This window comes from Streptomyces sp. 11x1, assembly GCF_032598905.1.
In the GTDB taxonomy this organism is placed as follows: Bacteria; Actinomycetota; Actinomycetes; order Streptomycetales; family Streptomycetaceae; genus Streptomyces.
Genome location: NZ_CP122458.1, coordinates 7,972,438 through 7,997,228, shown reverse-complemented (window position 1 = coordinate 7,997,228; position 24,791 = coordinate 7,972,438). Strand labels below are relative to the sequence as shown.

At 70.1% G+C, this 24,791-nt stretch carries 23 protein-coding genes, 1 pseudogene and 1 riboswitch; of the genes and pseudogenes, 8 read left to right on the top strand and 16 right to left on the bottom strand.

What is annotated here, in order from left to right:
- Positions 1-101: 101 nt before the first annotated feature.
- Positions 102-1,334, top strand: a complete 1,233-nt coding sequence (locus P8T65_RS35070; RefSeq protein WP_316729179.1) for a glycosyltransferase 87 family protein — start codon at positions 102-104, stop codon at positions 1,332-1,334.
- Between the two features lie 229 nt (positions 1,335-1,563).
- Here the strand turns inward: P8T65_RS35070 and P8T65_RS35065 are convergent, their stop codons facing one another.
- The 5 genes from P8T65_RS35065 to P8T65_RS35045 form a co-directional block, all read right to left on the bottom strand.
- On the bottom strand, positions 1,564-2,841 hold the full coding sequence (locus tag P8T65_RS35065; RefSeq protein WP_316729178.1) for a hypothetical protein: 1,278 nt from the start codon (positions 2,839-2,841) through the stop codon (positions 1,564-1,566).
- A gap of 145 nt (positions 2,842-2,986) precedes the next feature.
- On the bottom strand, positions 2,987-4,018 hold the full coding sequence (locus tag P8T65_RS35060; protein ID WP_316729177.1) for an NlpC/P60 family protein: 1,032 nt from the start codon (positions 4,016-4,018) through the stop codon (positions 2,987-2,989).
- Positions 4,019-4,328: 310 nt separating this feature from the next.
- Complete coding sequence (locus P8T65_RS35055) at positions 4,329-5,366, bottom strand: NlpC/P60 family protein (protein ID WP_316729176.1); 1,038 nt, start codon at positions 5,364-5,366, stop codon at positions 4,329-4,331.
- 259 nt (positions 5,367-5,625) lie between these two features.
- Complete coding sequence (locus tag P8T65_RS35050) at positions 5,626-6,969, bottom strand: NYN domain-containing protein (RefSeq protein ID WP_184895112.1); 1,344 nt, start codon at positions 6,967-6,969, stop codon at positions 5,626-5,628.
- A 71-nt stretch (positions 6,970-7,040) separates the two neighbouring features.
- On the bottom strand, positions 7,041-7,280 hold the full coding sequence (locus P8T65_RS35045) for a hypothetical protein (protein ID WP_033528168.1): 240 nt from the start codon (positions 7,278-7,280) through the stop codon (positions 7,041-7,043).
- A 197-nt stretch (positions 7,281-7,477) separates the two neighbouring features.
- On the opposite strand from P8T65_RS35045, the gene P8T65_RS35040 reads away from it, so the two are divergent.
- From P8T65_RS35040 to P8T65_RS35030, 3 genes and pseudogenes are all read left to right on the top strand, one after another.
- Positions 7,478-8,233: a rhomboid family intramembrane serine protease gene (locus P8T65_RS35040; protein ID WP_316729175.1), complete on the top strand. Its 756-nt coding sequence runs from the start codon at positions 7,478-7,480 to the stop codon at positions 8,231-8,233.
- Positions 8,230-8,511, top strand: a complete 282-nt coding sequence (locus P8T65_RS35035) for an Lrp/AsnC family transcriptional regulator (RefSeq protein WP_033528170.1) — start codon at positions 8,230-8,232, stop codon at positions 8,509-8,511. Before P8T65_RS35040 ends, P8T65_RS35035 begins: the two co-directional genes overlap by 4 nt.
- Positions 8,475-9,004 (top strand): annotated as a pseudogene (locus P8T65_RS35030) (glycerate kinase); the annotation flags it as partial. The gene P8T65_RS35035 and the pseudogene P8T65_RS35030, both read left to right, overlap by 37 nt.
- On the opposite strand, the gene P8T65_RS35025 reads toward P8T65_RS35030, so the two are convergent.
- The 6 genes from P8T65_RS35025 to P8T65_RS35000 form a co-directional block, all read right to left on the bottom strand.
- Entirely contained in the window at positions 8,965-10,326 is a 1,362-nt protein-coding gene (locus tag P8T65_RS35025) for an aminotransferase class V-fold PLP-dependent enzyme (RefSeq protein WP_316729174.1), read from the bottom strand. The pseudogene P8T65_RS35030 and the gene P8T65_RS35025 overlap by 40 nt on opposite strands.
- 126 nt (positions 10,327-10,452) lie before the next feature.
- Positions 10,453-10,568: riboswitch (SAM riboswitch) on the bottom strand.
- A gap of 286 nt (positions 10,569-10,854) precedes the next feature.
- A complete protein-coding gene (trpD, locus tag P8T65_RS35020; RefSeq protein ID WP_316729173.1) occupies positions 10,855-11,919 on the bottom strand; it encodes an anthranilate phosphoribosyltransferase in 1,065 nt (354 codons plus the stop codon).
- 154 nt (positions 11,920-12,073) lie between these two features.
- On the bottom strand, positions 12,074-13,714 hold the full coding sequence (locus tag P8T65_RS35015) for a cytochrome bc complex cytochrome b subunit (protein ID WP_316729172.1): 1,641 nt from the start codon (positions 13,712-13,714) through the stop codon (positions 12,074-12,076).
- Complete coding sequence (locus P8T65_RS35010) at positions 13,711-14,769, bottom strand: Rieske 2Fe-2S domain-containing protein (RefSeq protein ID WP_316729171.1); 1,059 nt, start codon at positions 14,767-14,769, stop codon at positions 13,711-13,713. Before P8T65_RS35010 ends, P8T65_RS35015 begins: the two co-directional genes overlap by 4 nt.
- The gene (locus P8T65_RS35005; RefSeq protein WP_220649383.1) at positions 14,766-15,575 is read right to left on the bottom strand and encodes a c-type cytochrome; all 810 of its coding nucleotides are present in this window, start codon (positions 15,573-15,575) and stop codon (positions 14,766-14,768) included. The genes P8T65_RS35010 and P8T65_RS35005 overlap by 4 nt, the downstream gene beginning before the upstream one ends.
- A 97-nt stretch (positions 15,576-15,672) precedes the next feature.
- The gene (locus P8T65_RS35000) at positions 15,673-16,293 is read right to left on the bottom strand and encodes a heme-copper oxidase subunit III (protein ID WP_033528179.1); all 621 of its coding nucleotides are present in this window, start codon (positions 16,291-16,293) and stop codon (positions 15,673-15,675) included.
- Positions 16,294-16,438: 145 nt separating this feature from the next.
- Here P8T65_RS35000 and P8T65_RS34995 point away from each other — a divergent pair, with 145 nt between their 5' ends.
- Positions 16,439-16,840 carry a hypothetical protein gene (locus P8T65_RS34995; RefSeq protein WP_184895104.1) on the top strand — a complete coding sequence of 134 codons (402 nt, stop codon included), beginning with the start codon at positions 16,439-16,441 and terminating at the stop codon, positions 16,838-16,840.
- Positions 16,841-16,976: 136 nt separating this feature from the next.
- On the top strand, positions 16,977-17,117 hold the full coding sequence (locus P8T65_RS34990) for a hypothetical protein (RefSeq protein WP_316729170.1): 141 nt from the start codon (positions 16,977-16,979) through the stop codon (positions 17,115-17,117).
- Between the two features lie 7 nt (positions 17,118-17,124).
- On the opposite strand, the gene P8T65_RS34985 is transcribed toward P8T65_RS34990, so the two are convergent.
- From P8T65_RS34985 to coxB, 4 genes are all read right to left on the bottom strand, one after another.
- Positions 17,125-18,372: an Ig-like domain-containing protein gene (locus P8T65_RS34985; RefSeq protein ID WP_316729169.1), complete on the bottom strand. Its 1,248-nt coding sequence runs from the start codon at positions 18,370-18,372 to the stop codon at positions 17,125-17,127.
- Positions 18,373-18,515: 143 nt separating this feature from the next.
- On the bottom strand, positions 18,516-18,914 hold the full coding sequence (locus tag P8T65_RS34980) for a cytochrome c oxidase subunit 4 (protein ID WP_033528182.1): 399 nt from the start codon (positions 18,912-18,914) through the stop codon (positions 18,516-18,518).
- Positions 18,911-20,650 (bottom strand): cytochrome c oxidase subunit I, encoded by a 1,740-nt coding sequence (gene ctaD, locus P8T65_RS34975; RefSeq protein WP_230212150.1) that lies wholly within the window; start codon positions 20,648-20,650, stop codon positions 18,911-18,913. Before ctaD ends, P8T65_RS34980 begins: the two co-directional genes overlap by 4 nt.
- Positions 20,647-21,606 carry a cytochrome c oxidase subunit II gene (gene coxB / locus P8T65_RS34970; protein WP_316729168.1) on the bottom strand — a complete coding sequence of 320 codons (960 nt, stop codon included), beginning with the start codon at positions 21,604-21,606 and terminating at the stop codon, positions 20,647-20,649. The genes ctaD and coxB overlap by 4 nt, the downstream gene beginning before the upstream one ends.
- A gap of 281 nt (positions 21,607-21,887) precedes the next feature.
- On the opposite strand from coxB, the gene P8T65_RS34965 reads away from it, so the two are divergent.
- Positions 21,888-23,270, top strand: coding sequence for an aminotransferase class V-fold PLP-dependent enzyme (locus tag P8T65_RS34965; RefSeq protein WP_316729167.1), 1,383 nt, complete (start codon positions 21,888-21,890; stop codon positions 23,268-23,270).
- A gap of 160 nt (positions 23,271-23,430) precedes the next feature.
- Here the strand turns inward: P8T65_RS34965 and P8T65_RS34960 are convergent, their stop codons facing one another.
- On the bottom strand, positions 23,431-24,405 hold the full coding sequence (locus P8T65_RS34960) for a carbohydrate kinase family protein (protein ID WP_316729166.1): 975 nt from the start codon (positions 24,403-24,405) through the stop codon (positions 23,431-23,433).
- A gap of 134 nt (positions 24,406-24,539) precedes the next feature.
- Here P8T65_RS34960 and P8T65_RS34955 point away from each other — a divergent pair, with 134 nt between their 5' ends.
- Positions 24,540-24,749: a hypothetical protein gene (locus P8T65_RS34955; RefSeq protein ID WP_316729165.1), complete on the top strand. Its 210-nt coding sequence runs from the start codon at positions 24,540-24,542 to the stop codon at positions 24,747-24,749.
- Positions 24,750-24,791: the final 42 nt, after the last annotated feature.

Here is a 24,791-nt window from a genome sequence, read left to right as displayed (position 1 = left end):
CCGGCCGGGCTTCACGGCCGTCTCACAGCCCGGCGGGGGATCATGTCCCTCACCGACGAACCGGTGCGCGGACGACAGGGACAGGGACTCACGTGGTGCGGATGGACATGACGGGCTCTCGACGGCTCCCGGTCGGGCTGCTCACACTCTGGGGCGCGACCCGGCTGCTCCTGCTGCTGTTCGTCTTCAAGGTGTTCGTGTTTCCCGGGCCGGACGTCACCGGCGACGTCTCGGTGATCTACCAGGGCTGGTACGAGACCCTGCGCACGGGCACGTATCCGCACAACGACGTCACCTGGCAGTACCCGCCCGCCGCCGCCCTCGCGATCCTCTCCCCCGCGCTGCTGCCCTTCCTGGACTACGCGTCGGCCTTCTTCGTCCTCGCCTTCCTCGCCGACCTGGCGGTCCTCGCCCTGCTCCTCCACGCGGGCGCGCGTCCCGGCAGGAGCCGGCGCGGCGCCCGGGTGTGGGTGGTGGGCCTGCCCCTGCTCGGTCCGACCGCGTACGCCCGGTACGACGTGATGGTGACGGCGGTGGCGGTCGCGGCCCTCCTGGCCGGCAGCCGCCATCCGCGCGCGATGGGGGCGCTGACGGCCTTCGCGGCCCTGCTCAAGGTGTGGCCGGCGCTGCTGCTCCTGGGTGCCCGTCGCCGTGCCGCATGGGTCTGGGCGGCGGCCACCGGCCTCACGCTGGCGGCCGGCCTGGCCCTGGCCATGCCCGGCGCCTTCGCCTTCCTGACCTTCCAGCGCGACCGGGGCACCGAGGTGGAGTCGTTGGGCGCCCTGGTCTTCCATGTGGCCCGGCAGTTCGGCTGGGACGGGGAGGTGCTGCTCAACTACGGCTCGGTGGAGTTCCTCGGCCCGCACGTCGACGTCGTCAGCGATGCGGCCCTGCTGCTCAGCGGGGTGGCGTTCGCGTGGCTGTTGCTGTGGCGGGTGCGGGCTCGGCGGTTCGCGCCGCACACGCTCGCGGACGCGGCGTTCGTGGGGGTGCTGATGTTCACGGCCACGAGTCGGGTGATCAGCCCGCAGTACATGGTGTGGCTGGTGGGGCTGGCCGCCGCCTGTCTCTGCTTCCGGGCGAGCCGTATGGGGCTGCCGGGGGGCATGGTCCTGGTGGCGTCCTTCGTGACCGTGCTGGAGTTCCCGATCTGGTTCGGCCATGTCGTGGCGAGCGACTGGCTGGGGGTGACGCTCCTGTTCGTCCGCAACGGGCTGCTGATCCTGGCTGCGGTGCGCTCCGCGTGCGTGCTGTGGCAGGACACGGTGCGCGGGGCTGCCCCTGAGCCCCACCCGGGCCGGGCCACTCGTACGAGGGAGCCGCTGAGTTCCTGAGCGTTGGTCGGGGTGCGGAAGGTTCGTTGTCGGGTGCGGGTGGGTGGGGACTGGTCGCGCAGTTCCCCGCGCCCCTAAAGGAACAGGCCCCTGCGGGCCTGGAAGAGACGCCGCGGGATGAAAGGCACGGGGCGCAGCCCGTGCTTCTCAGGGGCGCGGGGAACTGCGCGAGAAGCCCCACCGGACCCGCACCCGGCAACGCGCCCCCCCAACCGCCCTCCCCCACCCCTCACCCTCCCCCCAGCTGCGCCCGCGCATACTCCCTCCACTCCCCTGTGAACCCCTCCACCGTCGTCCCCAGCACCTCCTCCAGCGCCCCCTCCACCGCCCCCTCCCGCTCCCCATGCGCACCCACCGCCCGGTAGAACTCGTCCAACCGCATCTCACCCCACCGGTCGGCGATCAGACGGCACGCCAGCCACCCGCTCTCGTAGGCCTGCGCGAGCTTCCCGGAGTCGTCGGCGAAGCCGAAGTCCTCGTCGGCGGGGAGCGCCGCAGGCAACCGCCCCTCCCCCGCCGCCCGCTGCAGCTCGGGCGCCACATCGGACGCCGCGCGCCCCGTGCCCCGGTAGCCGACCCAGTCCGCATAGCCCTCGGAGAGCCACAGCGGCGTCGCGGCGTTGGTGTGGGCGCGCGTGGCGACATGGGTCGTCTCGTGGGTGAGGACGACCTGCTTGCCGAAGTCACCGAGGACCGCGTACGCGTCGGGATTGACCACGATCCGGTCCGCCGGCGCCTTCGCCGAACCTCCCGATTCCGCGGTGGTGACCGCCGCGATCCCCCGGTACCCGGCCGCGGGCGCCCCCAACAGCCCCGCCATCTCGTCCAGCGACTCCGGTACGACGACCACGACCCGCCGCGCCCAGTCCTCCCCCCACGCCTCCGTCACGGCGGGCACGGCCCGGTCCGCCAGCGCCGCGTACCCCCGCAGGGCGTCCGCCGACCGCCCGACCCCCAGCACGAGGCTCCGCTCCCCGCGTACCGCGACGATCCGCCCCTGTTCCCAGAGCTGTTCGGTGCCCTTCCTCGAGGGCTCGTCGGCGGCCACCCGCCACGCCCCGTCGTCGTCCCGGACGAGGGTCAGGGTCCGTACGGCGGTGACGGGCGACTCGTCGTAGCCGCGGATCCGGTAGCGCAGGGCCGCCTCGGCGGTGGCCCGGTCGCCGGAGCGGCCGAAGGAGTTGAGGTCGTAGGACCACGAGGACAGCGGAAGGCGCCGGAGGTTGGCGAACTCGGCTGCCCCGGTGGCCAGTTGACCGGCGACTGGGGAGGTCGGCGCCTCGGTGGCTCGGTAGGCCGCGCCGTCCCGTTCCAGGACCGCCGTGGCCCGCCGGTCGAGCATCCGCTCGACGTCGGCGCGGGCGGCGTCGGGTTCCGCGTCGCCGCCGCAGCCGACGAGGACGGCGAGGGCGAGGGCGACCGCCGAGGGAACGCCTCCGCGTCCCGGGAGCCCGTGCCGGACCCCCGACCCGGACCGGGAACGCGTCGCGCGCCTTCGACCAGCCACGTTCCCGATCGTACGGGGACCCAGGCGCCGTACGGCAGGGTCGGCCGGTCCCGCCGGCCCGGGTACGGCGGCGGGGGCGACTGCCGTCGCGACGTGCGGCTCCCGGCCGCCGTCGCCCCAGGGCGGCCGGGGACCGGAGCGGCGCTCAGGGGCGTGTGACCGAGGCGATCGGCATCATGCCGACGGGGTCGTAGCGGACCGGGGCGCCCGGGTAGGGGGCGTGGATGACCTGCCCGTTGCCGACGTACATGCCGACATGGCTGGCGTCGGGCCGGTAGGTGACCAGGTCGCCGGGCCGGGCCTGGGAGAGCGGGACCTGGGTGCCGGCGTACCGCTGGGCCTGCGAGGTGCGCGGCAGGCCGACGCCCGCCTGGCCGTACGACCAGACCATGAGCCCGGAGCAGTCGAAGCCGTCGGGACCGGCGGCCCCCCACACGTACGGCTTGCCGAGGGCCGAGCGGGCCGCGGCGACGGCGGCGGCCGCGCGGCCGTTGGGGGCGACGGCGCCGGCGGGGCCGGGCATGTCGGTGCGGCCCGAGGCGGTGGAGCGGGAGGCGCGTTCGTACTCGGCGCGCTCCTCGTCCGGGAGGGAGTTGAGCAGCTGCCGGGCGGCCGCGAGCTTGCCCTCCACGGTCCGCTTGTGCTGGGCGACGGCCTTGCGGCTCTTCTCCAGCTCGGTCAGCTTGCCGCCGGCCTCCGCGCGGTTCTGGTCGAGCTCGCGCATGGCCTGCTGGAGGTCGTGGAGTTCGCCCGCCTGCTGGGCGCTGATGCGGTCCAGGGCGGACGCCCGGTCGAGGTAGTCGTCGGGGTTCTCGGAGAACAGCAGGGCGATCGAGGGGCCGAGGACGCCGGAGCGGTACTGGGCCCCGGCGAGCGAACCCAGCGCCTCCCGCATGGTGTTGATGCGGTCCTGCTGCCGGGCGATCGAGTCCTGTGCGGTGCCGACCTGCTCACGCAGCTCGTCGGCGCGCTCGTCGGCCTTGTTGTACGCCTCGGTGGCTTTCTCGGCCTCCTCGTACAACCGGTCCACTTCGGCGCGGGTGGTGTCGTGCGGCGCGGCGGCGGCCTGCTGGACGGGGATGGCGCCGAGGGCGGCGGCAGCGGCGGACAGCGCACCGAGGGCGGCGGCAGCGCCCCGGTCGAATCCGGACGGTACAAGGCGACTGTGGGACACCACGGGAAGCCGCACTCCCTTCGACGGTGGACAGGGCACTCCCCGGGCCGGAAGTCGCCCCGCGGAGGGGTTCGCTCACGGCGGGTGAGGGAAGCGCGGCCGACAGTAGCCGCGTGACGGTCTCCCAGCCAAAGACCTCCGCGGCAACGCAGCGTGACGTCCGGCCTGGGGCCCAGGTCACCGGCGGGGGAAGGGGTCAGCACGAGGTGCGGGAATTCGCCCGTTCGGGCGGCTCTGTGTCCTGATCTTGAAGCAGAACGGGGCCGACCGTCACGTTGTGTGACGGTCGGCCCCGTTCGAGGCGGAGCGGGTGTCAGCCGACGACGCGGACACCGAACTGGAAGCTGCCGATGGTGCCCATCGACTCGTAGCGGACGACCTTGCCCGGGTAGGGGGCGTGCAGGACCATGCCGTTGCCCGCGTAGAGGCCGACGTGTCCGAGGTCGTTGAAGAACACCAGGTCGCCCGGCGTGAGCTGGTCGCGGCCGATCTTCGTGCCGTCGTTCTGCTGCGTGTACGTGGTCCGGCTGATCGAGACACCGGCCTGGGCGTAGGCCCACTGGGTCAGCCCGGAGCAGTCGTAGGAGTTGGGGCCGCTGCCACCGGAGACGTACGGCTTGCCGACCTGGGTGTCGGCGGCGGCGAGGGCGGCGGCGCCGTAGCTGGAGGCGGGCGCCTCGTTGCCGAGTTCGACGCGGTCCCCGGCGTCGCGGCTGGCGCGGGTCTCCTGCTCGTCCAGGGCGGCCTTCTCCTCGGCCGTCAGGGTGTTGAGGAGCTTCTGCGCGGCGGCCAGCTTGCTCTGGACTTCCTTCTTCTTGTCCGCCAGGGTCTCGCGGGTGTCCGCGAGGTCCTCCAGCTTCTCCGTGGCCTCCTGGCGCTGCTGCGCGAGCGTGCGCTGCTTCTCCTGGATCTTCTTGAGTGCCTCGACCTGCTGACCGGTCAGCTGGTCGAGCGTGGCGGCCTTGTCCAGGTAGTCGTCCGGGTCGGCGGAGAGGAAGAGCTGGATCGAGGAGTCGATGCCACCCGAGCGGTACTGGGCGCTGGCCGCCAGGCCTATGCCCTCACGGAGCTCGTTGAGCTCCTCCTGCCCCTTGGCGACGTTGTCCTGGATCGTGGAGATCTCTTTTTCGAGCTTCTCCTGCTTCTCCTCGGCTCCGTTGAGCTTGTCGGTGGCCCGCCCGGCATCCTCGTAGAGCTTGTGGACCTTGGCCTGGACGTCGTCCTTGCTCGGCTTCTCGCCGGGGGCGGCGTTGGCGGCCTGCGAGGTCAGGGCCACGGCAGCGGCGGCAGCGGTGGTGAGCACGGTCACACGCGTACGGCTCGGCTGCTTGGGTCGACGGTGGGACGCCACGGTAGGTGAACTCCTTCATGTGAGCGACCGACCGGCGGGGACTCCGGCGACGATCACCCGTTCAGAGGTTTGAGCCCAGACCCTAGTGACCCAACGGTGATCACTTCAAATCCCCCACAGGAAAAATCCCGCCCCAGGGCGCACAATTTACACTCAACACACACCCCGTAGCGCTCGGTTGACGCTACGTTGCGCAACAGTTCCGTCAATTCGGTCATAGCGCCCGTACGTTGCGCTTGGGGCGCACGGCATCGAATGGTCAGGAAAGGCGCTTGAGGAGCACCGCGGAGGCGACCGGCCGGGCCCCCGCCTTGGCGATCCCGTCGGCCACCTCGCGGTCGGTGGAGACGACGATGACCGGCCGGCCGGGGGGTTCGGCGCGCACCAACTGGCGGATCAACTCGTCGGCGGTGACACCCGGTTTGGAGAACAGCACCCGCACGCCGCGCGGCGGCGCGAGCAGCACCGGCGCGGCCAGCTCAGCCCCGTCGAAGACACAGGTCACCTCGGCTCCGGTCTGCGCGGCGAGCTGGGAGAGCTGGCCGAGGAGCCGCAGCCGCTGCTTCTCCAGCGGCATCTGCGGATAGCCGGTCTTGGTGACGTTGTAGCCGTCGACGACGAGGTGCGCCTGCGGCAGCGCCAGCAACTGGTCCAGGATCGCCGGGTCGTTCTCCGACAGCGCGCGGGCGGCGATGTCCTTCGGGGTCATCCGGCCCGGCTCGACCGCGTCGACGGTCTCGGCGGGCCGTACGGAGACCGGGGGCAGCGCCAGTTCACGCCTGAGGCCCTGGGCCGCGTCCAGCACGGTGTCCAGCAGCAGCCGTACCCGCATGTCCTCGACGCTGCGGCCCTCGCGGGCGGCCCGCCGGGTGGCCTCCAGGGCGGCCTCCGCCTCGCCGAGCCGGGCCTTGAGCCGCCGGGTCTCGCTCTCGGCTGCCGACACCTGGGCGTGGCTCTCGGCGCGCAGGGTCTCCATCTCGGCGTGCAGCTTGCGCAGGGCGGCCTCGCCGCGCTTGACGTCGCTGAGGGCGGCCCGGAGCTTGCGGTGCAGCGAGTCGGCGTCCTTCTTGGCCGATTCCAGCTCCGCGCGCAGCCGTTCCGTCTCGGTCCTCGTGTGGCCGCGGGCCTCGGCGAGCTGCTCGCGCAGCCGCTCCAGCTCGGCCCGACTCTCCTCGTCGGCGCGCTCGGCGTCGGCCCGCAGCGCCTCCTCACCAGCGGCGGCGACCAGCTTCACCCAGCCCGTGGGGCGCAGCACATAGGCCGCGGCCGCCACGTCCAACGGATCCGCGGCCGGGGGCGGCGCGCCCGTGTCGAGGGCGCCGGCCAGCTCCGGATGGGCCTCCCGGAACCGCTCCCCGATCCGCTGTCTGAAGAGCGTGTCGCTCTCCACGGCGGCCGCCATGGCGTTCCCGGCGAACTTGACCCGGCGGTTCGGGGCGAACCGGGCGTACTGTCTGAGCTGGGCGGGCAGTTCGGCGACGGTCAGTCCGCCGAACCCGTCGGAGACGATCTGCACGACGCGCTTGCGGACGCCCTCGGGCAGCGGACGGTCGAGCACCTCAGCGGCGCCGTCGCCCGGCCCCCCGCCTGAGCTCTCCACCATCCGTCACACCCCATCTCTTCGCGGGGCCGTCCCCCGCTCCCGGCGTCGCCGGGGCGGGGGGACCCCCATCCTCAGGAGCCGGCGCCCGGCCTGTCGACGAGTTCCACCTGGTCCACGGCGTTGCACCAGCGGCAACGGACCGACTCGATGGTCTCACTGACCACGTTGCGCTCCTCGACCTCGGGCTTCCCGGCGAGATCGAGGTGAACGTACTCGACGACCTTCGACGAGCGGGTCACGTCGAACCTCGTGAGGTTGCCACAGAGCGTGCAGCGCCAGCGGGTGGTGTCCGTCGGCAGGGGAACCGTCATCGTGGCTGCTCTTCCTTCTTCCGTCTCCGTGTAGCACCGGCGTCCCGGTGCGTGTGGCTCGTAACCCTACGGCCTGACCGGTCCTGGACGCCTGTTCGCCTGCGGTGGCGCCGCGGATTGCCCGCGGGGGCGGGGCCGATCGCCGCCGGCGGCGAGGCGGTCTGTGCGGGTGGGTCCCGTTACGTCATGCTCTGCTCATGATCGGCAAGTGGAGCACCTCGGCCGCCCGGGCCGTACGAAACGAGTCGGCGCCGGTGACGTACGGGCTGATCGCCGTGTGCTGTGCGCTCTTCCTGATCGGACCGGCGGCGGGCCTCAACCCCGTGTACGGCACCGGGGACGAGCTGCTCGCCGCGCAGCGGGCGTACTTCCGGCGCTGGGGTGTCGTCCCGGTCGAGCTGTTCCACGGCACCGGGCGCGCGGCGCTCACGCCCCTCACGGCGCTCTTCGTCCACGGCAGCTGGCTGCATCTCCTCGGCAACATGCTCTTCCTCTTCGTCTTCGGGGCGATGGCCGAGGAGCGCATGGGCCATGTGGAGTTCGCCCTCTTCTACGTGGGCTGCGGCTATGTCGCGCTGGTGGCGTACGCGGTGGCGCACGCCGGGTCCCCGCAGTCGCTGGTCGGCGCGTCGGGGGCGATCTCCGCGGTCCTCGGCGCGTTTCTGTTCCTGTTCCCCAGGGCGCGGGTGACGAGCCTCCTGCCCTTCCTCTTCTTTCTTCCGCTGCGGTTCCCGGCGTGGGTCACCCTGCCGTTCTGGGTGAGCCTGCAGTGGCTGGCCGCGGGCCGGCAGACCTCGGGGCCGGGGGTCGCCTATCTGGCACACCTGGTGGGGTTCGGACTGGGGTTCGCCTACGCGTGGGGGCGCTACGGGCGTGGGGCTAGAGTGAAAGCGCCCGTGGATGTTCCGTCGGACGTCCCAGCTCCGGCCCCCGAGGGAGAGAAACAGCCGTGATCACCGCGATCGTGCTCATCAAGACCAGCGTGGACCGGATCCCGGAGATCGCGGAGTCGATCGCCGCCCTCGAATCCGTGAGCGAGGTGTTCTCGGTGACCGGTACCTACGACCTGGTCGCCATGGTCCGGGTGAAGGCCCACGACGACCTGGCCGATGTGATCCCCGGGTCCATCAGCAAGATCCCGGGTGTGCTGGGCACCGACACGCATGTGGCGTTCCGGACGTATTCGCAGCACGACCTGGAGGCCGCGTTCGCCATCGGTCTGGACGGCTGAGCACCCGCGGAGCCGCCCCGAGACGCCCACTCAACGTGCTGTGCGGCGAGCGGGGTGTGGCCCGGGTCTTCGGCTCGCAGAAGGGGTCGACGCCGGAGCAGGCCGAGGAGCCGTCCGCGGGCTGCCCACGGCTCTGGAGAGCTGGGCGTACGCCCTGGCCCGCGACCTGCCCGACGCCGATGGCGGGATCGATCTCCGGCACGGCCCCGGCACCGGTGCCTCCGGCGGTCCCGGGGTCGGACTGGCCGCCCTGGGCGCCCGCGCCGAACTGATCATCACCGCCGAGGTCGCCCGGCGTGCCAAGCTGCACGGCCGCCCGGTCCTCGCCCTCGCCCTCGCCCTCGCGGAGGCCGTACTCCGCGCGAGCGAACTCCTCGCCGACGCCACGGAACGGGCCCTGCGGATGATCGTCCTGGGCGCACGGGTGACGGCGGGCGACCGGACGGCCGACCTTCAGACGGCCGGAACGCAACGCCCGTCCTCTGTACGGTAGTTCCACTGCGCGCCGTCCAGTACGAGCTCCTTCACCGCGCCCAGGAACCGCTCCACGTGCTCGTCGGGGGTGCCCGCGCCGAAGCTCACCCGGATCGCGTTCAGGGAGCGCTCGCCGGGCGCGGCCTCTGGGGCGCCGCACTCGCCCTGGGTCTGCGGGTCGCTGCCGAGGAGGGTACGGACGAGGGGGTGGGCGCAGAAGAGGCCGTCGCGTACGCCGATGCCGTACTCGGCGGAGAGGGCGGCGGCGAAGTGGGAGCTGTTCCAGCCCTCGACGACGAAGGAGATGACGCCGACGCGCGGGGCGTCGTCCCCGAAGAGCGAGAGGATCCGCACCTCGGGCACCTCGGCGAGCCCGGCGCGCACGGTGTCGATCAGGTGCCGCTCACGGGCGACCAGGGTGTCGAACCCGGCCTCGGTGAGCGCCTTGCAGGCGGAGGCGATGGAATAGGCGCCGATGACGTTGGGCGAACCGGCCTCGTGCCGGGCGGCGGTCTCGTGCCACTCGACGTCCACACCGCCGTCGGTGCGCCGGGTCACCTTGCGGCTGGCGCCGCCGCCCGCGAGGTACGGGTCCGCCGCGCGCAACCAGTCGGCGCGGCCGGCGAGGACCCCCGAACCGAAGGGCGCGTACAGCTTGTGGCCGGAGAAGGCGACCCAGTCCACGTCCAACTCCTGCACGGAGAGGGGGTGGTGGGGGGCCAGCTGGGCGGCGTCGAGGACGATCCGCGCGCCGTGCGCGTGCGCGGCGGCGGCCAGCTCCCGCACCGGCCAGATCTCACCGGTGACGTTGGAGGCGCCGGTGACGCAGACCAGCGCGGGCCCGTGCGGGTCGCGGTCGGCGAGGGCGGCGTCCAGGGTGGCGACGGCCTCCCTCGGCGTGCGGGGCGCGTCCAGGTAGGTGACCCGCGCGTTCCGCCAGGGCAGCAGCGAGGCGTGGTGCTCGGTCTCGAAGACGAAGACCTGGCAGTCGGCGGGGAGCGCCTGGGCCAGCAGGTTCAGCGATTCCGTCGTCGAACGGGTGAAGATCAGCTGGTCGTCGGCGCGGCAGTCGAGGAACTCCGCGACGGTCCTGCGGGCGTTCTCGAAGAGGTCGGTCGACAGCTGGGAGAGGTAGCCGGCGCCGCGGTGGACGCTGCCGTAGTAGGGCGCGTACGCCACCACGTCGTCCCAGACGCGTTGCAGGGCCGGGGCGCTGGCCGCGTAGTCGAGCGCGGCGTAGGTGACCTCGCCGCCGGTGACGAGCGGGACGGTGACATCCCGGCCCAGAACGGGCAGTGGGGCACAAACGGACTGGTCGGCGGCAAGGATGGAGACAGACATGGGGGTACTCCCGTGAGGAGGCATGCCGAAAGAAGGCATACGGAGGAAGAGAAGAAGAGAAAGGGGTGCGCGGAGGCGGGGCTCGGCGGCCCTATCGCATTCGCTTGCTCACGGGAGACTCCCTCGAAACCGCGCTTGCCGTAGACCTCGCTGCCTACGACCCGGTCTTCACCCGGGGCACCCCGCCACGGACGGAGGGTTGCCGGACAGCCAGCCGGGGCTATGGGCTGTCACTCATGACCTGAATCAGAACCTACGTGAGGTGATCGTCGCGCCGCAACTCGTGTCCGGATGGCGCGATGGGGCGCCTCATGACTCGGGGGTGCGGATTCGTCGGCGGGTGCGGGTCGGTGGGGCTTCTCGCGCAGTTCCCCGCGCCCCTGAAAAGCCGGGGCTGCGCCCCGTGCTTTTCATCGAGCCACGCCGCTTCCAGACCCGCAGCCCCGCCGCTTTCAGGCCCGCAGGGCCTGGTCTTTCAGGGGCGCGGGGAACTGCGCGACCAGCACCCACCCACCCGCACCCGACCGACTACCTGTTCGTGGCGGCAACCCACCGCTCGAGGACCCGCCGCGCCGACCCGGAATCGATCGACTCCGCCGCCTTCTCCATCCCGCCCCGCAACTGCTCCGCCAGCGGCCCGGACGTCGGCTCCAACGCCACCAGCGCCGCAGCCGAGTTCAGCAGCACCGCATCCCGCACGGGCCCCGTCTCCCCGGCCAGCAACCGCCGCGCGACATCCGCGTTGTAGGACGCGTCGGCCCCCCGCAGCGCCTCCACCGGTACCAGCTCCAACCCCACGTCACGCGGGTCGAAGCCCTCCTCGGTCACCTTGCCGTCCCGCACGACCCATACCCGCGACGTCGCCGTGGTCGTCAGCTCGTCCAGCCCGTCGTCCCCGCGGAAGACCAGCGAGGAGTTGCCGCGCTCGGCGAAGACACCGGCCATGATCGGCGCCATCCGGGGGTCGGCCACACCGACCGCCTGGGCCCGCACCTTCGCCGGATTGGCCAGCGGACCGAGCGCGTTGAAGACGGTCCTGATGCCCAACTGCCCCCGCGTGGCGGCCACATGGCGCAGCGCCGGATGGAACTTCACCGCGAAGCAGAAGGTGATCCCGGCCTCCTCGGCGACCTCGGCGACCCGCTGCGGCGTCAGCTCCAGATTGACGCCCAGTTTCTCCAGCACGTCGGACGCCCCGGACGCCGACGACGCGGCCCGGTTGCCGTGCTTGACGACCTTCGCGCCCGTACCGGCGACGACGATCGACGACATCGTGGAGATGTTGACCGTCTTGGCACCGTCCCCGCCCGTACCGACGATGTCGACGGTCCTCCCGGACACCTCGATCACCTTGGCGTGCTCGTACAGCGCCTCGACGAGACCGGTGATCTCCTCGACGGTCTCCCCCTTGGCCCGCAGCGCGACCACGAACCCGGCGATCTGCGCGTCCGTCGCCTCACCGCGCATGATCTGGTCCATCGCCCAGAACGTGGCACCGGCGTCCTGGTCGTGCCCGGACAGCAGCGCGTTCAGCACGGCGGGCCAGGAACGGCCCGCCGCGGTGTCGCCTCCAGCGGGGGTCACAGCGCTCATAGCCGCTCCTGGGTGTCGTAGCCGCGGGCAGGGGGTGCCACGCGGACCGCGAAATCACTGATACGCCCACCCTATCCAGGTCGGGGCACGGCGAAGGGCCCCCGTCCGAAGATCGGACGGGGGCCCTTCGACCGTGTGTGGCGAAGCGAAGCGATCAGTGGTGGCCGTGGCCGCTCGTGATCTCCTTGTACTCCTCGACGGTGGGCTTGGCGATCTGGCTGTCCTCGCCGTAGTAGCCCCGGTTCAGCTTGACGCGGACCTTCTCCAGGCGCGACACCTTGCGGGCGACACCGTTCTCGTCGACCGCGGGACCGAGCTCGGCCGGCTTGTACTGCTCGTGCGCCGTGAGCGTGTGCAGCTGCTCCTGGCTGAGCGGCTCGTGGACCTCGATGAACTCACCGTGCGGCAGGCGCTTGATGATGCCGGTCTCGCGACCGTGCAGGATCTTGTCCTTGTCGCGGCGCTGCAGGCCGAGGCAGATGCGCTTGGTGATGATGAACGCGAGGACCGGGGCCACGAAGAACGCGATCCGGACGAACCAGGTGATGGCGTTGATCGACAGGTGGAAGTGGGTCGCCCAGAGGTCGTTTCCACCACCGATCAGCAGGACCATGTACCAGGTGATCCAGGCGACACCGAAACCGGTCCGTGTCGGCGCGTTGCGCGGGCGGTCCAGGATGTGGTGCTCACGCTTGTCGCCGGTGACCCAGGACTCGATGAAGGGGTAGACCGCGATCGCGGCCAGCACCAGCGGGAAGATGACCAGCGGAATGAACACGCCCAGGACGAGCGTGTGACCCCAGAAGTTGATCTCCCAGCCCGGCATGACACGGATCAGACCCTCGGAGAAGCCCATGTACCAGTCGGGCTGGGCGCCGGTCGACACCTGGTCCGGACGGTAGGGGCCGATGCTCCAGATCGGGTTGATCGTGGCGATCGCCGAGATGGCCGCGATGACACCGAAGACCAGGAAGAAGAAACCGCCGGCCTTCGCCATGTACACAGGGAGCAGCGGCATGCCGACGACGTTGTTGTTCGTCTTTCCGGGGCCCGCGAACTGGGTGTGCTTGTGGTAGAAGACCAGGATCAGGTGAGCCACCACGAGGCCGAGCATGATGCCCGGCAGCAGCAGGATGTGGACCGAGTAGAAGCGGGCCACGAAGTCGCCGCCGGGGAACTCCCCGCCGAAGAGGAAGAACGACAGGTACGTGCCGACGATCGGCACGGACAGGACAGCGCCCTCCATGAAGCGGACACCGGTGCCGGAAAGCAGGTCGTCCGGGAGCGAGTAACCGGTGAAGCCGGTGAACATGCCGAGGACGAACAGCAGGAAGCCGAACAGCCAGTTGACCTCACGCGGCTTGCGGAACGCGCCCGTGAAGAACACACGCATCATGTGCACGAACATGCCGGCGAGGAAGATCAGAGCCGCCCAGTGGTGGATCTGCCGGATCAGCAGACCACCGCGCACCTCGAAGGAGATGTGCATGGTCGAGTTGAACGCCTCGGACATCAGCTGGCCCTGCAGCGGGACGTAGCTGCCGTGGTACTCCACCTCGTTCATCGACGGGTGGAAGAACAGGGTCAGGTACACACCCGTGAGGATGATGATGATGAAGCTGTACAGGCAGATCTCGCCCAACATGAACGACCAGTGGTCGGGGAAGATCTTGCGCATGTTGGCCTTGGCCAGGGAGTAGATCCCGAGCCTGCCGTCGGCCCAGTCAGCGACGCGCTCGCCGGCCGGTGCCTTGCCGCGCGGGTCGCGCGCTTCGGTGCTGGTCGTGGTGCTCATCCGCGCTCCCAGAAGGCAGGGCCGACGGGCTCGTCGAAGTCGCTCACGGCTTCGAGGTAGCCGTCTTCACCGACGGTGATGTGCAGCTGCGGCAGGGCGTGCCCCGCAGGACCGAAGATCACTCGGGCGCCATCGGCGAGGTCGAAGGTGGACTGGTGGCAGGGGCAGAGGGCGTGGTGCGTCTGCTGCTCGTACAGGGAGATCGGGCACCCCACGTGGGTACAGATCTTCGAGTACGCGAGGATGCCCTCGTGCGACCACTCCAGTGACTGCTTGTCCTTGATGTCGTTCGGCTGGATCCGAACGATCATCAGGGCGTCCTTGGCGATGTTCTTCTGGAAGTCGTGGTCGTGCTCGTCCAGGCCTTCCGGCATGGCGAAGGTCAGCGACCCGACCGCGACGTCGGAGGGACGCAGCGGCTCCATGGTGTTCATGTTGATGAGCTTCTTGCCCTTGGCCCACTGGGTGTGCCGCAGCTTGGTGCCCGGCAGCGGACCGAGGTCGCGCAGCAGGACGACGCCGGAGAGCGGGAACAGGGCCAGCGCGCCGAACATCGTGTTGCGGATCAGCTTGCGCCGGCCGAGCGCGGACTCCTTGGCACCCTGCTTGAAGTCGGCCAACACCTTGGCCTTGACCTCGGGGGCGGCCTCGATCGGGTGACGCTCGTCGGCGATCTCCACGTCCGACATCAGCGTGCGGGCCCAGTGGACCGCGCCCGCTCCGATGCAGAACAGGGCCAGCCCGAGGGTGAGCCCCAGCGCGAAGTTCAGCGCGCTGATGTGCCCGATCGGCCAGACGTAGATCGCCTTGTCGACGGGGATCGCCACGTAGGACGCGATGAAGCCGACAGTCGACAGCATCGACACCGTGAACAGCAGGGCGACCGTGCGCTCGGACCGCTTGGCGGCCCGCTCGTCGATGTCCTGGACCCGGTGCTGGTGGGGCGGCAGGCCCGGGTCCGCGAAGGGGTTCTCCTCGTCCGCGACCGCGACCGCGCCATGCGCGTCGTCCTGCTCTACGGGCAGGTTCTCTTCTGGAATCTTTTGGCTACTCATGACTTCTTGGCCTTTGCGGTCCGAGCGGCGACCCACACGGCGACGGCGATCAGCGAGCCGAGCCCGAACACCCAGCCGAAGAGGCCTTCGCTGACCGGGCCGAGCCCGCCGAGGCTGAGGCCACCGGGCTCCACGGTGTCGTCGCTGTTGACCGCGTCGAGGTACGCGATGATGTCCTTCTTGTTCTCCTCCGACAGCGTGGTGTCGGGGAAGGACGGCATGTTCTGCGGGCCCGTCTGCATGGCCTCGTAGATGTGCTTCGGGTCGACACCCTCAAGGGACGGCGCGTACTTGCCCTCGGACAGCGCACCACCCTTGCCGGTGAAGTTGTGGCACTGAGCGCAGTTGGTCCGGAAGAGTTCGCCGCCCTCGGCGATGTCCGCGCCCTCGGGGTCGTACTCGTTCTCGGTCGGGATCTCCGGGCCGGCGCCCAGGGAGGCGATGTACGCCGCGAGCTGGTCGATCTCGGCCTGCGAGTAGACGACCGGCTTCTTCGGGACCTGCGCGCCCGGCTGCTGGGCCGGCATACGGCCGGTGCCCACCTGGAAGTCGACGGCCGCCGCGCCCACACCCACGAGGCTGGGACCGTCGGAGGTGCCCTGACCGCCAGTGCCGTGGCAACTCGCGCAGCCGACGGCGTAGAGCTTCTTGCCCTCCTCGATGGTGAGGGTCTGCGCGGTTTCTTCGGCCACCGCCTTGTCCGCGGGCGCGAAGGCGGTGTACAGCCCCGCGCAGGCCGCCAGCGCGATGGTTAGGACGACGAGCGCCGCCAGCGGATGGCGTCGTCGTGCGGAGAGCTTTTTCACGGATTACCCCGGTGTCAGGATCTTCTGCGTCGGTGCTTCTGGAAGGGTCGTTCTCGGTGCGAGGCGGGCGCGTCAGTCGCCCGGCCCGGCCGCCGATCTACTTGATCATGTAGATCGTGGCGAAGAGGCCGATCCAGACGACATCGACGAAGTGCCAGTAGTAGGACACGACGATGGCCGCGGTCGCCTGCTCGTGGGTGAACCTCTTGGCCGCGTAGGTGCGTCCGAGGACCAGCAGGAAGGCGATGAGACCGCCCGTCACGTGCAGGCCGTGGAAGCCGGTGGTCAGGTAGAAGACCGAGCCGTACGGGTCGGACGAGAGCGACAGGCCCTCGTGCTTGACCAGCTCGGTGTACTCGAAGACCTGACCGCCGATGAAGATCGCACCCATCACGAACGTGACGATGAACCACATCCGGAGCTTCTTCACATCCCCGCGCTCGGCGGCGAACACGCCGAGCTGGCAGGTGAGGGAGGAGAGCACCAGGATCGTGGTGTTCGTCGCCGAGAACGGGAAGTTCAGGGTGTCGGCCTTCTCCGACCAGAACTCCGGACCGGTCACCGATCGCAGGGTGAAGTACATCGCGAAGAGGGCCGCGAAGAACATCAGCTCGGAACTCAACCAGATGATGGTTCCGACGCTGGTGAGGTTCGGCCGGTTGACCGACGGGTGCGCGTGCCCGGTTTCTACTGTCGTTGCTGTCGCCACGACCGACATTATGTCGGTCGCTTATCCCGCCCTCACTCCGGGGGGTGCCGTTCGGAGTGTTGCTCCCTTCCGTACCGGTGCTGACGTGGGGTTCGAGGGAGTAGCATCCGCGCATCGGGCCCTGTCCTTAAGACGCTGACGTCACGGAGGAACAATGCAGCCGACCGCCACGGTGCTGGTCTACAGCGACGACTCCAACACCCGGGAGCAGGTGCGGCTCGCGACCGGGCGCCGCCCCGCTCCGGACGTGCCGGCCGTGGAGTTCATCGAGTGTGCGACCCCCGCCGCCGTCATCAAGGAGCTGGACAGGGGCGGGATCGACGTCTGTGTCCTCGACGGCGAGGCCGTGCCCATGGGGGGCATGGGGGTCTGCCGGCAGATCAAGGACGAGATCTTCGAGTGCCCGCCGGCGCTGGTGCTCATCGGGCGGCCGCAGGATGCGTGGCTCGCCACGTGGAGCCGGGCGGACGCGGCGGTGACCCTGCCGGTGGAGCCGGTGGAGTTCGCGGCGGCGCTGGCCTCCCTGCTCCGCAGCCGGCAGGCGCTGAGCGCCTAGATCTCGCCTACACGGACTCGGGCCTCAGGCGAGCCTGCACCTGAGGCCCGGGGACTTCCTCCGTGCCGCCCACCAGGGCGCTGCCCTCGCGCCAGTTCTTCCAGTCGAGGTTCCAGTCGCCTGCCCGCCGGCGCTGGTGCTCATCGGGCGGCCGCAGGATGCGTGGCTCGCCACGTGGAGCCGGGCGGACGCGGCGGTGACCCTGCCGGTGGAGCCGGTGGAGTTCGCGGCGGCGCTGGCCTCCCTGCTCCGCAGCCGGCAGGCGCTGAGCGCCTAGATCTCGCCTACACGGACTCGGGCCTCAGGCGAGCCTGCACCTGAGGCCCGGGGACTTCCTCCGTGCCGCCCACCAGGGCGCTGCCCTCGCGCCAGTTCTTCCAGTCGAGGTTCCAGTCGCCGTAGCCGTTGCCGAAGGGGGCCATGGTGTCACCGGCGGAGTTGACGACCTCGACGATGTCGCCCTCGTTGATGGTGTCGTAGAACCACTGGGCGTTGTCCATGCTCATGCCGGTGCAGCCGTGGCTGACGTTGGCGTATCCCTGGGAGCCGGTGGACCAGGGGGCGGCGTGGACGTACTCACCGCTGTTGGTGACCCTGACGGAGTGGTGCACGGTCAGGTCGTAGAAGTCGGACGCGCCTATGCTGGCGCTGGTCATGCGAACGGTGCCTTCCTTGGCCAGCACCACCTTGACGCCGTTGCGGGTGTCGTAGCCGGGCATGCCGGTGGTGACCGGTATCCGCTTGACGACCTCGTCGTTCTTGTAGACGGTCATCTGGTGCGCGGCGGCGTCCGTCACGGCGACTATCTTGGCGCCGGTGGTCAGCTGGATCGGCTCGGCCTTCCCGCCCCAGAGCCGGTCGCCTATCTTCAGGCCCTCCAGGTTGCTGTGCACCCGGATCGTGGCCTCGGCCGGCCAGTACTCCTTGGGCCGGTAGTGCAGCTTCTTGTCGTCCACCCAGTGCCAGGCGCCCTCCGCGGCGGGCGTGGAGTCCACCTTGAGCGCCCGTTCGACGACGGACCGGGCGGCCTTGTCCTTGACCGGCCGACTGAGCTCGGCGGTGACGGGCTGGCCGACGCCGTACCGGCCCTCCTTCGGTCCGAAGGTGACGTTCAGGCGCTTCTTGGTGAGCGGGCGGCCGGTGTCGAAGGCGACGGTCTCACGGCCGGGGGCGCCGTCCTCGTCCTCGGTGCTCACGTGGACCGTGTAGCGGGCGTTGGCGGCGAGCGGTGACGTGGAGCGCCAGCGACCCCCGTCCTCGGAGAGTTCGCCCGCCACATAGCGTCCAGCGGCGTCCACGGCGGTGACGTCGGTGATGCGTCCCTCGTCCTTGGCGGTGACTTCCAGCGGCTTGTCCGGGTCGGCCTTCTCGCCGTCGCCGGAGGGGGTGTTGAAGGAGACGTGGTCGGCCGCGTCGTACGGCGTGCCCGAGAGGGGGTGGCCACCGGAACCGCAGGCGCTGACGCCCGCTCCCAGGGAGACCACCAGCAGGGCGCCGCTGACGACCGTGCGGTTACGGGGTGAGGTGTTCATGGGTTCAACGTAGGAACGCCCGGCGGGCGTGGCGCGTCGGGTGAGCCGAGTGGGCTACGCGCGGCGTGGCGAAAGGGGGAAGCCCGGACCTCCACTCGGAGTGTCCGGGCTTCCGTGCGCGCGGTGCGTGCTACAGGCGCGTGCTACTGGTTCTGGTTCTCGCCGCGGTAGTACTCGAAGACCCAGCCCCACAGGCCGATCAGGATGATCGGGGTGGAGAAGTACAGCAGCCACCAGCCGAAGACGACGCCCATGAAGGCGAGCGCGCCGCCCACGCCGAGGGCGAGGGGCTGCCAGCTGTGCGGGCTGAAGAAGCCCAGCTCACCGGCGTCGTCCGCAACGTCGGCCTCCTTGTCGTCCTGCGCGCCCACGTCGACCCGCCGGGCCGTGAAGGCCAGGTAGTAGCCGACCATGATGCACAGGCCGAAGGCCAGGAAGAGCGCCGTGGTGCCGGCCGGCTCCTTCGACCACACGCCATAGACGATCGCCATGGCGAGGACGAAGACGCTCAGCCAGATGAACATCTTGCCTTGGACCTTCACTTGCCGGCCTCCTTGCCGCTGGCAGCGAGCTCGCCTGCCGCCGGGCCGCCGTGCGCGAGCTGTTCGAGCGCGGCGATCTCCGGGTGGTGCAGGTCGAACGCCGGGGATTCACTGCGGATCCGCGGCAGGGTGAGGAAGTTGTGCCGCGGCGGCGGGCAGGAGGTCGCCCACTCCAGGGAGCGGCCGTAGCCCCACGGGTCGTCCACGCCGACGGGCTTGCCGTACTTGGCGGTCTTCCACACGTTGTAGAGGAACGGCAGGATCGACAGACCGAGCACGAACGAGGCGATCGTGGAGATCGTGTTGAGCGCGGTGAAGCCGTCGGCCGCGAGGTAGTCCGCGTACCGGCGCGGCATGCCCTCGGCGCCCAGCCAGTGCTGGACGAGGAAGGTGCCGTGGAAGCCGATGAACAGCGTCCAGAAGGTGATCTTGCCGAGACGCTCGTCGAGCATCTTGCCCGTCATCTTCGGCCACCAGAAGTGGAAGCCGGAGAACATCGCGAACACCACGGTGCCGAAGACGACGTAGTGGAAGTGCGCCACCACGAAGTACGAGTCGGAGACGTGGAAGTCCATCGGGGGCGAGGCCAGGATGACACCGGTCAGACCACCGAAGGTGAAGGTGATCAGGAAGCCGGTCGCCCAGAGCATCGGTGTCTCGAAGGACAGCGAGCCCTTCCACATCGTTCCGATCCAGTTGAAGAACTTCACGCCGGTCGGTACGGCGATGAGGAACGTCATGAAGGAGAAGAACGGAAGGAGCACGCCACCGGTGACGTACATGTGGTGTGCCCACACCGTGACCGAGAGGCCGGCGATCGCGATGGTCGCGCCGATCAGGCCCATGTAGCCGAACATCGGCTTGCGGGAGAAGACCGGGATGACCTCGGAGATGATGCCGAAGAACGGCAGGGCGATGATGTACACCTCTGGATGGCCGAAGAACCAGAAGAGGTGTTGCCAGAGCAGCGCGCCGCCGTTGGCCGGGTCGAAGATGTGCGCGCCGAACTTGCGGTCCGCCTCCAGGGCGAACAGCGCGGCCGCGAGGACCGGGAAGGCGAGCAGGACCAGGACACCGGTCAGCAGCACGTTCCAGGTGAAGATCGGCATGCGGAACATCGTCATGCCGGGCGCGCGCATACAGATGATCGTGGTGATGAAGTTGACCGAGCCGAGGATCGTGCCGAAGCCGGAGAAGGCCAGACCCATGATCCACATGTCGGCGCCGATGCCCGGGCTGCGGACCGCGTCCGACAGCGGGCTGTAGGCGAACCAGCCGAAGTCGGCCGCGCCCTGCGGGGTGAGGAAGCCACCGACCGCGATGAGCGAGCCGAAGAGGTACAGCCAGTACGCGAACATGTTCAGCCGCGGGAACGCCACGTCGGGCGCGCCGATCTGCAGCGGCATGATCCAGTTGGCGAATCCGGCGAACAGCGGCGTCGCGAACATCAGCAGCATGATCGTGCCGTGCATCGTGAACGCCTGGTTGAACTGCTCGTTCGACATGATCTGCGTACCCGGGCGGGCGAGCTCGGCGCGCATGAAGAGCGCCATGACGCCGCCGATGCAGAAGAACGCGAACGACGTGACCAGGTACAGGGTGCCGATGGTCTTGTGGTCGGTGGTGGTCAGCCACTTGACCACCACGTTGCCGGGCTGCTTGCGCCGGACGGGCAGCTCGTCCTCGTACGAGCCCTCGTCTGCGGCGGTGCCCTGGGGTTCGTTGACGATGCTCACAGCTGGTTCACCTCCCGGTCCTTCTCGTGCTGCGTCTGCTCGATGCCCGCCGGGACATAACCGGTCTGGCCCTTCTCGGCCAGCTCCTTCAGGTGCTGCTCGTACCGCTCCTGGGAGACGACCTTCACGTTGAAGAGCATCCGGGAGTGGTCGACGCCACACAGTTCGGCGCACTTGCCGAGGAAGGTGCCCTCCTGATTGGGCGTCACCTGGAACACGTTGGTGTGGCCCGGGATGACGTCCTGCTTCATCAGGAACGGCACGACCCAGAAGGAGTGGATGACGTCACGCGAGGTCAGCACGAAGCGGACCGTCTTGCCCTCGGGCAGCCACAGGGTGGGGCCGGGGTTGCCGGTCTGCGGGTTCTTGTCGCCGGGGATGCCGCAGGTGTAGACGCCGCCCGCGTTGTCCGGGAACTGGTTCTTCCACTTGGTGGGAACCGCTGCCAGGTTCTCGTCGGTCTTCGCATCGCCGGTGGAGCCTTCGACGTTCTCGATGTAGTTGAAGCACCAGCTCCACTGGAAGCCGACCACGTTGACCGTGAGGTCGGGCTTCTTCGACGTGTCGAGGAGCTTCGACTCGTCGCGGGCGGTGAAGTAGAAGAGCACCGAGACGATGATCAGCGGGACGACCGTGTACAGCGCCTCGATGGGCATGTTGTACCGGGTCTGTGGGGGAACTTCGACCTTGGTGCGGCTGCGCCGGTGGAAGAAAGCACTCCACAGGATCAGGCCCCACACCAGCACGCCCGTGGCGAGCGCGGCCGCCCACGACCCCTGCCACAGGGAGAGGATCCGCGGAGCCTCTTCCGTGGTCGGGGTGGGCATACCCAGGCGGGGGAAGTCCTCCCATGTGCAACCGGTTGCGGTTGCCAGGACCAGGCCTGCGGTCATTGCCTGCAGCAGCTTCCGCCGCATCGGGCGCCGCGGCGAGCGGTCGGAGCCGTTGGGACTCACGTAGCGCCTTCCCGAGAGTCTCGCCCGCGCGGTATGGCTGCGGCCTTCTCGCTGGTCGGTCGCCGCCCTGCGACGGGCAGGGGTTTGGATGTTTATGCGGACCAAACCCTACTGGACGCGTTTTGGGGTCGCGCGGGGAGGGGGGCCCAACACTCCGCGGGTCATGCCGAGCGCCTAATAGCTCGGGGGTTCGGGTGATTTGGCGGGTGCGCGCGCGTTGTGGCCGTTCGCGCAGTTCCCCACGCCCCTTTGCTGCCGGCCCGAGGCTTTAGCGTTGGGGTGTGGCCTACTTCGACTCCGCTTCCTCCGCTCCCCTTCATCCCGTCGCCCGGCAGGCGTTGCAGGCCTCGCTGGACGAAGGGTGGGCCGATCCCGCGCGGTTGTACCGGGAGGGGCGGCGGGCCCGGCTGTTGCTCGACGCCGCCCGGGAGGCCGCGGCCGAGGCGGTCGGATGCCGGGCGGACGAACTGACCTTCACCTCGTCGGGGACCCGGGCAGTGCACTCGGGGATCGCGGGGGTGCTGGCCGGGCGGCGACGGGTGGGCCGCCACCTGATCGTGTCGTCGGTCGAACACTCTTCGGTGCTGCACACGGCGGAGGCGCACGAGGCCGACGGCGGGACGGTCACCCGGGTGGCGGTGGCCCGCACGGGGTCGGTCGCCGTGTCCTCCTACGCCGAAGCCCTGCGCCCTGACACGGCGCTCGCGTGTCTGCAGTCGGCAAACCACGAGGTGGGAACCGAGCAGCCGGTGGCCGAGGTGGCGGAGGTCTGCCGGGCGGCGGGCGTGCCGCTGCTGGTGGACGCGGCGCAGTCGCTCGGATGGGGGCGGGTGAACGGGGACTGGTCGGTGTTGACCGCCAGTGCCCACAAATGGGGCGGACCCTCCGGAGTCGGGCTGCTCGTCGTCCGCAAGGGGGTGCGGTTCGTGGCGCATGGGCCCGCCGACGAGCGGGAGTCGGGGCGGGCGGCGGGCTTCGAGAACATCCCGGCGATCGTGGCGGCCGCCGCGTCGCTGCGGGCCGTACGGGCCGAGGCCGACGAGGAGGCCGTGCGGCTGCGGGAGTTGACGGAACGGATTCGGGCGCGGGTGCCGTCGCTGGTGCCGGACGTGGAGGTGGTGGGCGACCCGGGGCGCCGGCTGCCGGGGATCGTCACCTTCTCCTGTCTCTATGTCGACGGGGAGACATTGCTGCACGAGCTGGACCGCGAGGGCTTCTCCGTCTCCTCCGGGTCCTCCTGTACGAGCAGCACGCTGACGCCGAGCCATGTGCTGCGCGCCATGGGGGTGCTGAGCGAGGGGAACGTCCGGGTGTCGCTGCCGGCCGGGGCGGCGGCCGAGGACGTCGAGCGGTTCCTGTCGGTGCTGCCGGGGACGGTCGCGACGGTACGGGAGAAGCTGGGGGCGCCGGTGACCAGCACCGTCACGGCCGTCCAGGAGGACACCCTTGTCGTGGACGCCCTCGGCAAGCGGTGCCCGATCCCCGTCATCGAGCTGGCCAAGGCGATCGGGGACATCCCCGTCGGCGGCACCGTCCGCGTCCTGTCGGACGACGAGGCGGCCCGCCTGGACATCCCGGCGTGGTGCGAGATGCGGGGCCAGGAGTATGTGGGCGAGGAGCCGGTGGAGCGGGGGGCGGCGTACGTGGTGCGCCGGGTGAGCTGACGAACGCCCCGCGCCCCTGCGGATGAGGCCGCAGGCCTCTCTTCAGGGGCGCGGGGCTGTGTCTTATACGCGGCTCCGCCGCGTGGGCGCGACCAGCCACATCGGACCCGCGGCCGACAACGCGCCGACCACGGCAACCCGGTGGTCGCCCCGGCCCACCTCAGCTCAGGTGCTTCTTCACCTCCGCCGCCGCCTCGTCCCCGTAAGCCTTCTCGAAGCGGTCCATGAAGTGCGCCCGGCGCAACGCGTACTCCTGCGTACCCACCGTCTCGATGACCAGCGTGGCGAGCATGCAGCCCACCTGCGCCGCCCGCTCCAGCGAGACATCCCAGGCCAGGCCCGAGAGGAACCCCGCACGGAACGCGTCCCCGACACCCGTGGGCTCGGCCTTGCGCTCCTCCTCGGGGCAGCCGACCTCGATGGGGTCCTCGCCGTCCCGCTCGACGCGGACACCGCGCGAGCCGAGCGTGGTCACCCGGTGGCCCACCTTCGCCAGGATCTCCGCGTCCGACCAGCCGGTCTTCGACTCGATGAGGCCCTTCTCGTACTCGTTGGAGAAGAGGTACGTGGCGCCGTCCAGCAGTATCCGGATCTCGTCGCCGTCCATGCGGGCGATCTGCTGGGAGAAGTCCGCGGCGAACGGGATGTTCCGGGAGCGGCACTCCTCGGTGTGGCGGAGCATCGCCTCCGGGTCGTCCGCGCCGATCAGGACGAGGTCGAGGCCACCGACCCGGTCGGCGACGGTCTTGAGCTCGATGAGGCGGGCCTCGCTCATCGCGCCGGTGTAGAAGGAGCCGATCTGGTTGTGGTCGGCGTCCGTGGTGCACACGAAGCGGGCCGTGTGCAGCGTTTCGGAGATGCGCACGGAGGCCGTGTCCACCCCGTGCCGGTCGAGCCACGCGCGGTACTCGTCGAAGTCGGCGCCCGCCGCGCCGACCAGGATCGGCCGCGTGCCGAGCTGTCCCATGCCGAACGCGATGTTCGCGCCGACACCGCCTCGACGTACGTCGAGCTGGTCGACGAGGAAGGAGAGGGAGACCGTGTGCAGCTGATCCGCGACGAGTTGGTCGGCGAAGCGGCCCGGGAAGGTCATCAGATGGTCGGTGGCGATGGAGCCGGAGACTGCGATACGCACGGCGAGGACACACTCCTGCGAAGGGAGAGGGGATTGACAGTTCACGCTACCGGGTCGTCCAGCCGACCCGAAGCAGGCAAAACTCCCGATAGTAGGTCTTTCTTCGTGAGGTTTCCGGTGCGTACGGTGCCGTTATGACGAACCCCAAGATCCACGGCACCGTTCCGTCCGACCTCGACGGCGACCTCGCGGCGCTGCGTGGCGACTGCGCCAGGATGGTTCCGCACTGGGCGGCCCCCGCCAAGGTCATTACGGCCCCGGTGTCTCCTTCGCTCATTCACGGGGTGAGGGTGCCGGTGACGTCAGCGCGGCTGGTGGACGCGATGCCGGTGTACGGCGACTGAGGGAACCATCGGCTCCTCCGCCGCGTCCCATCGCTGTCCCCC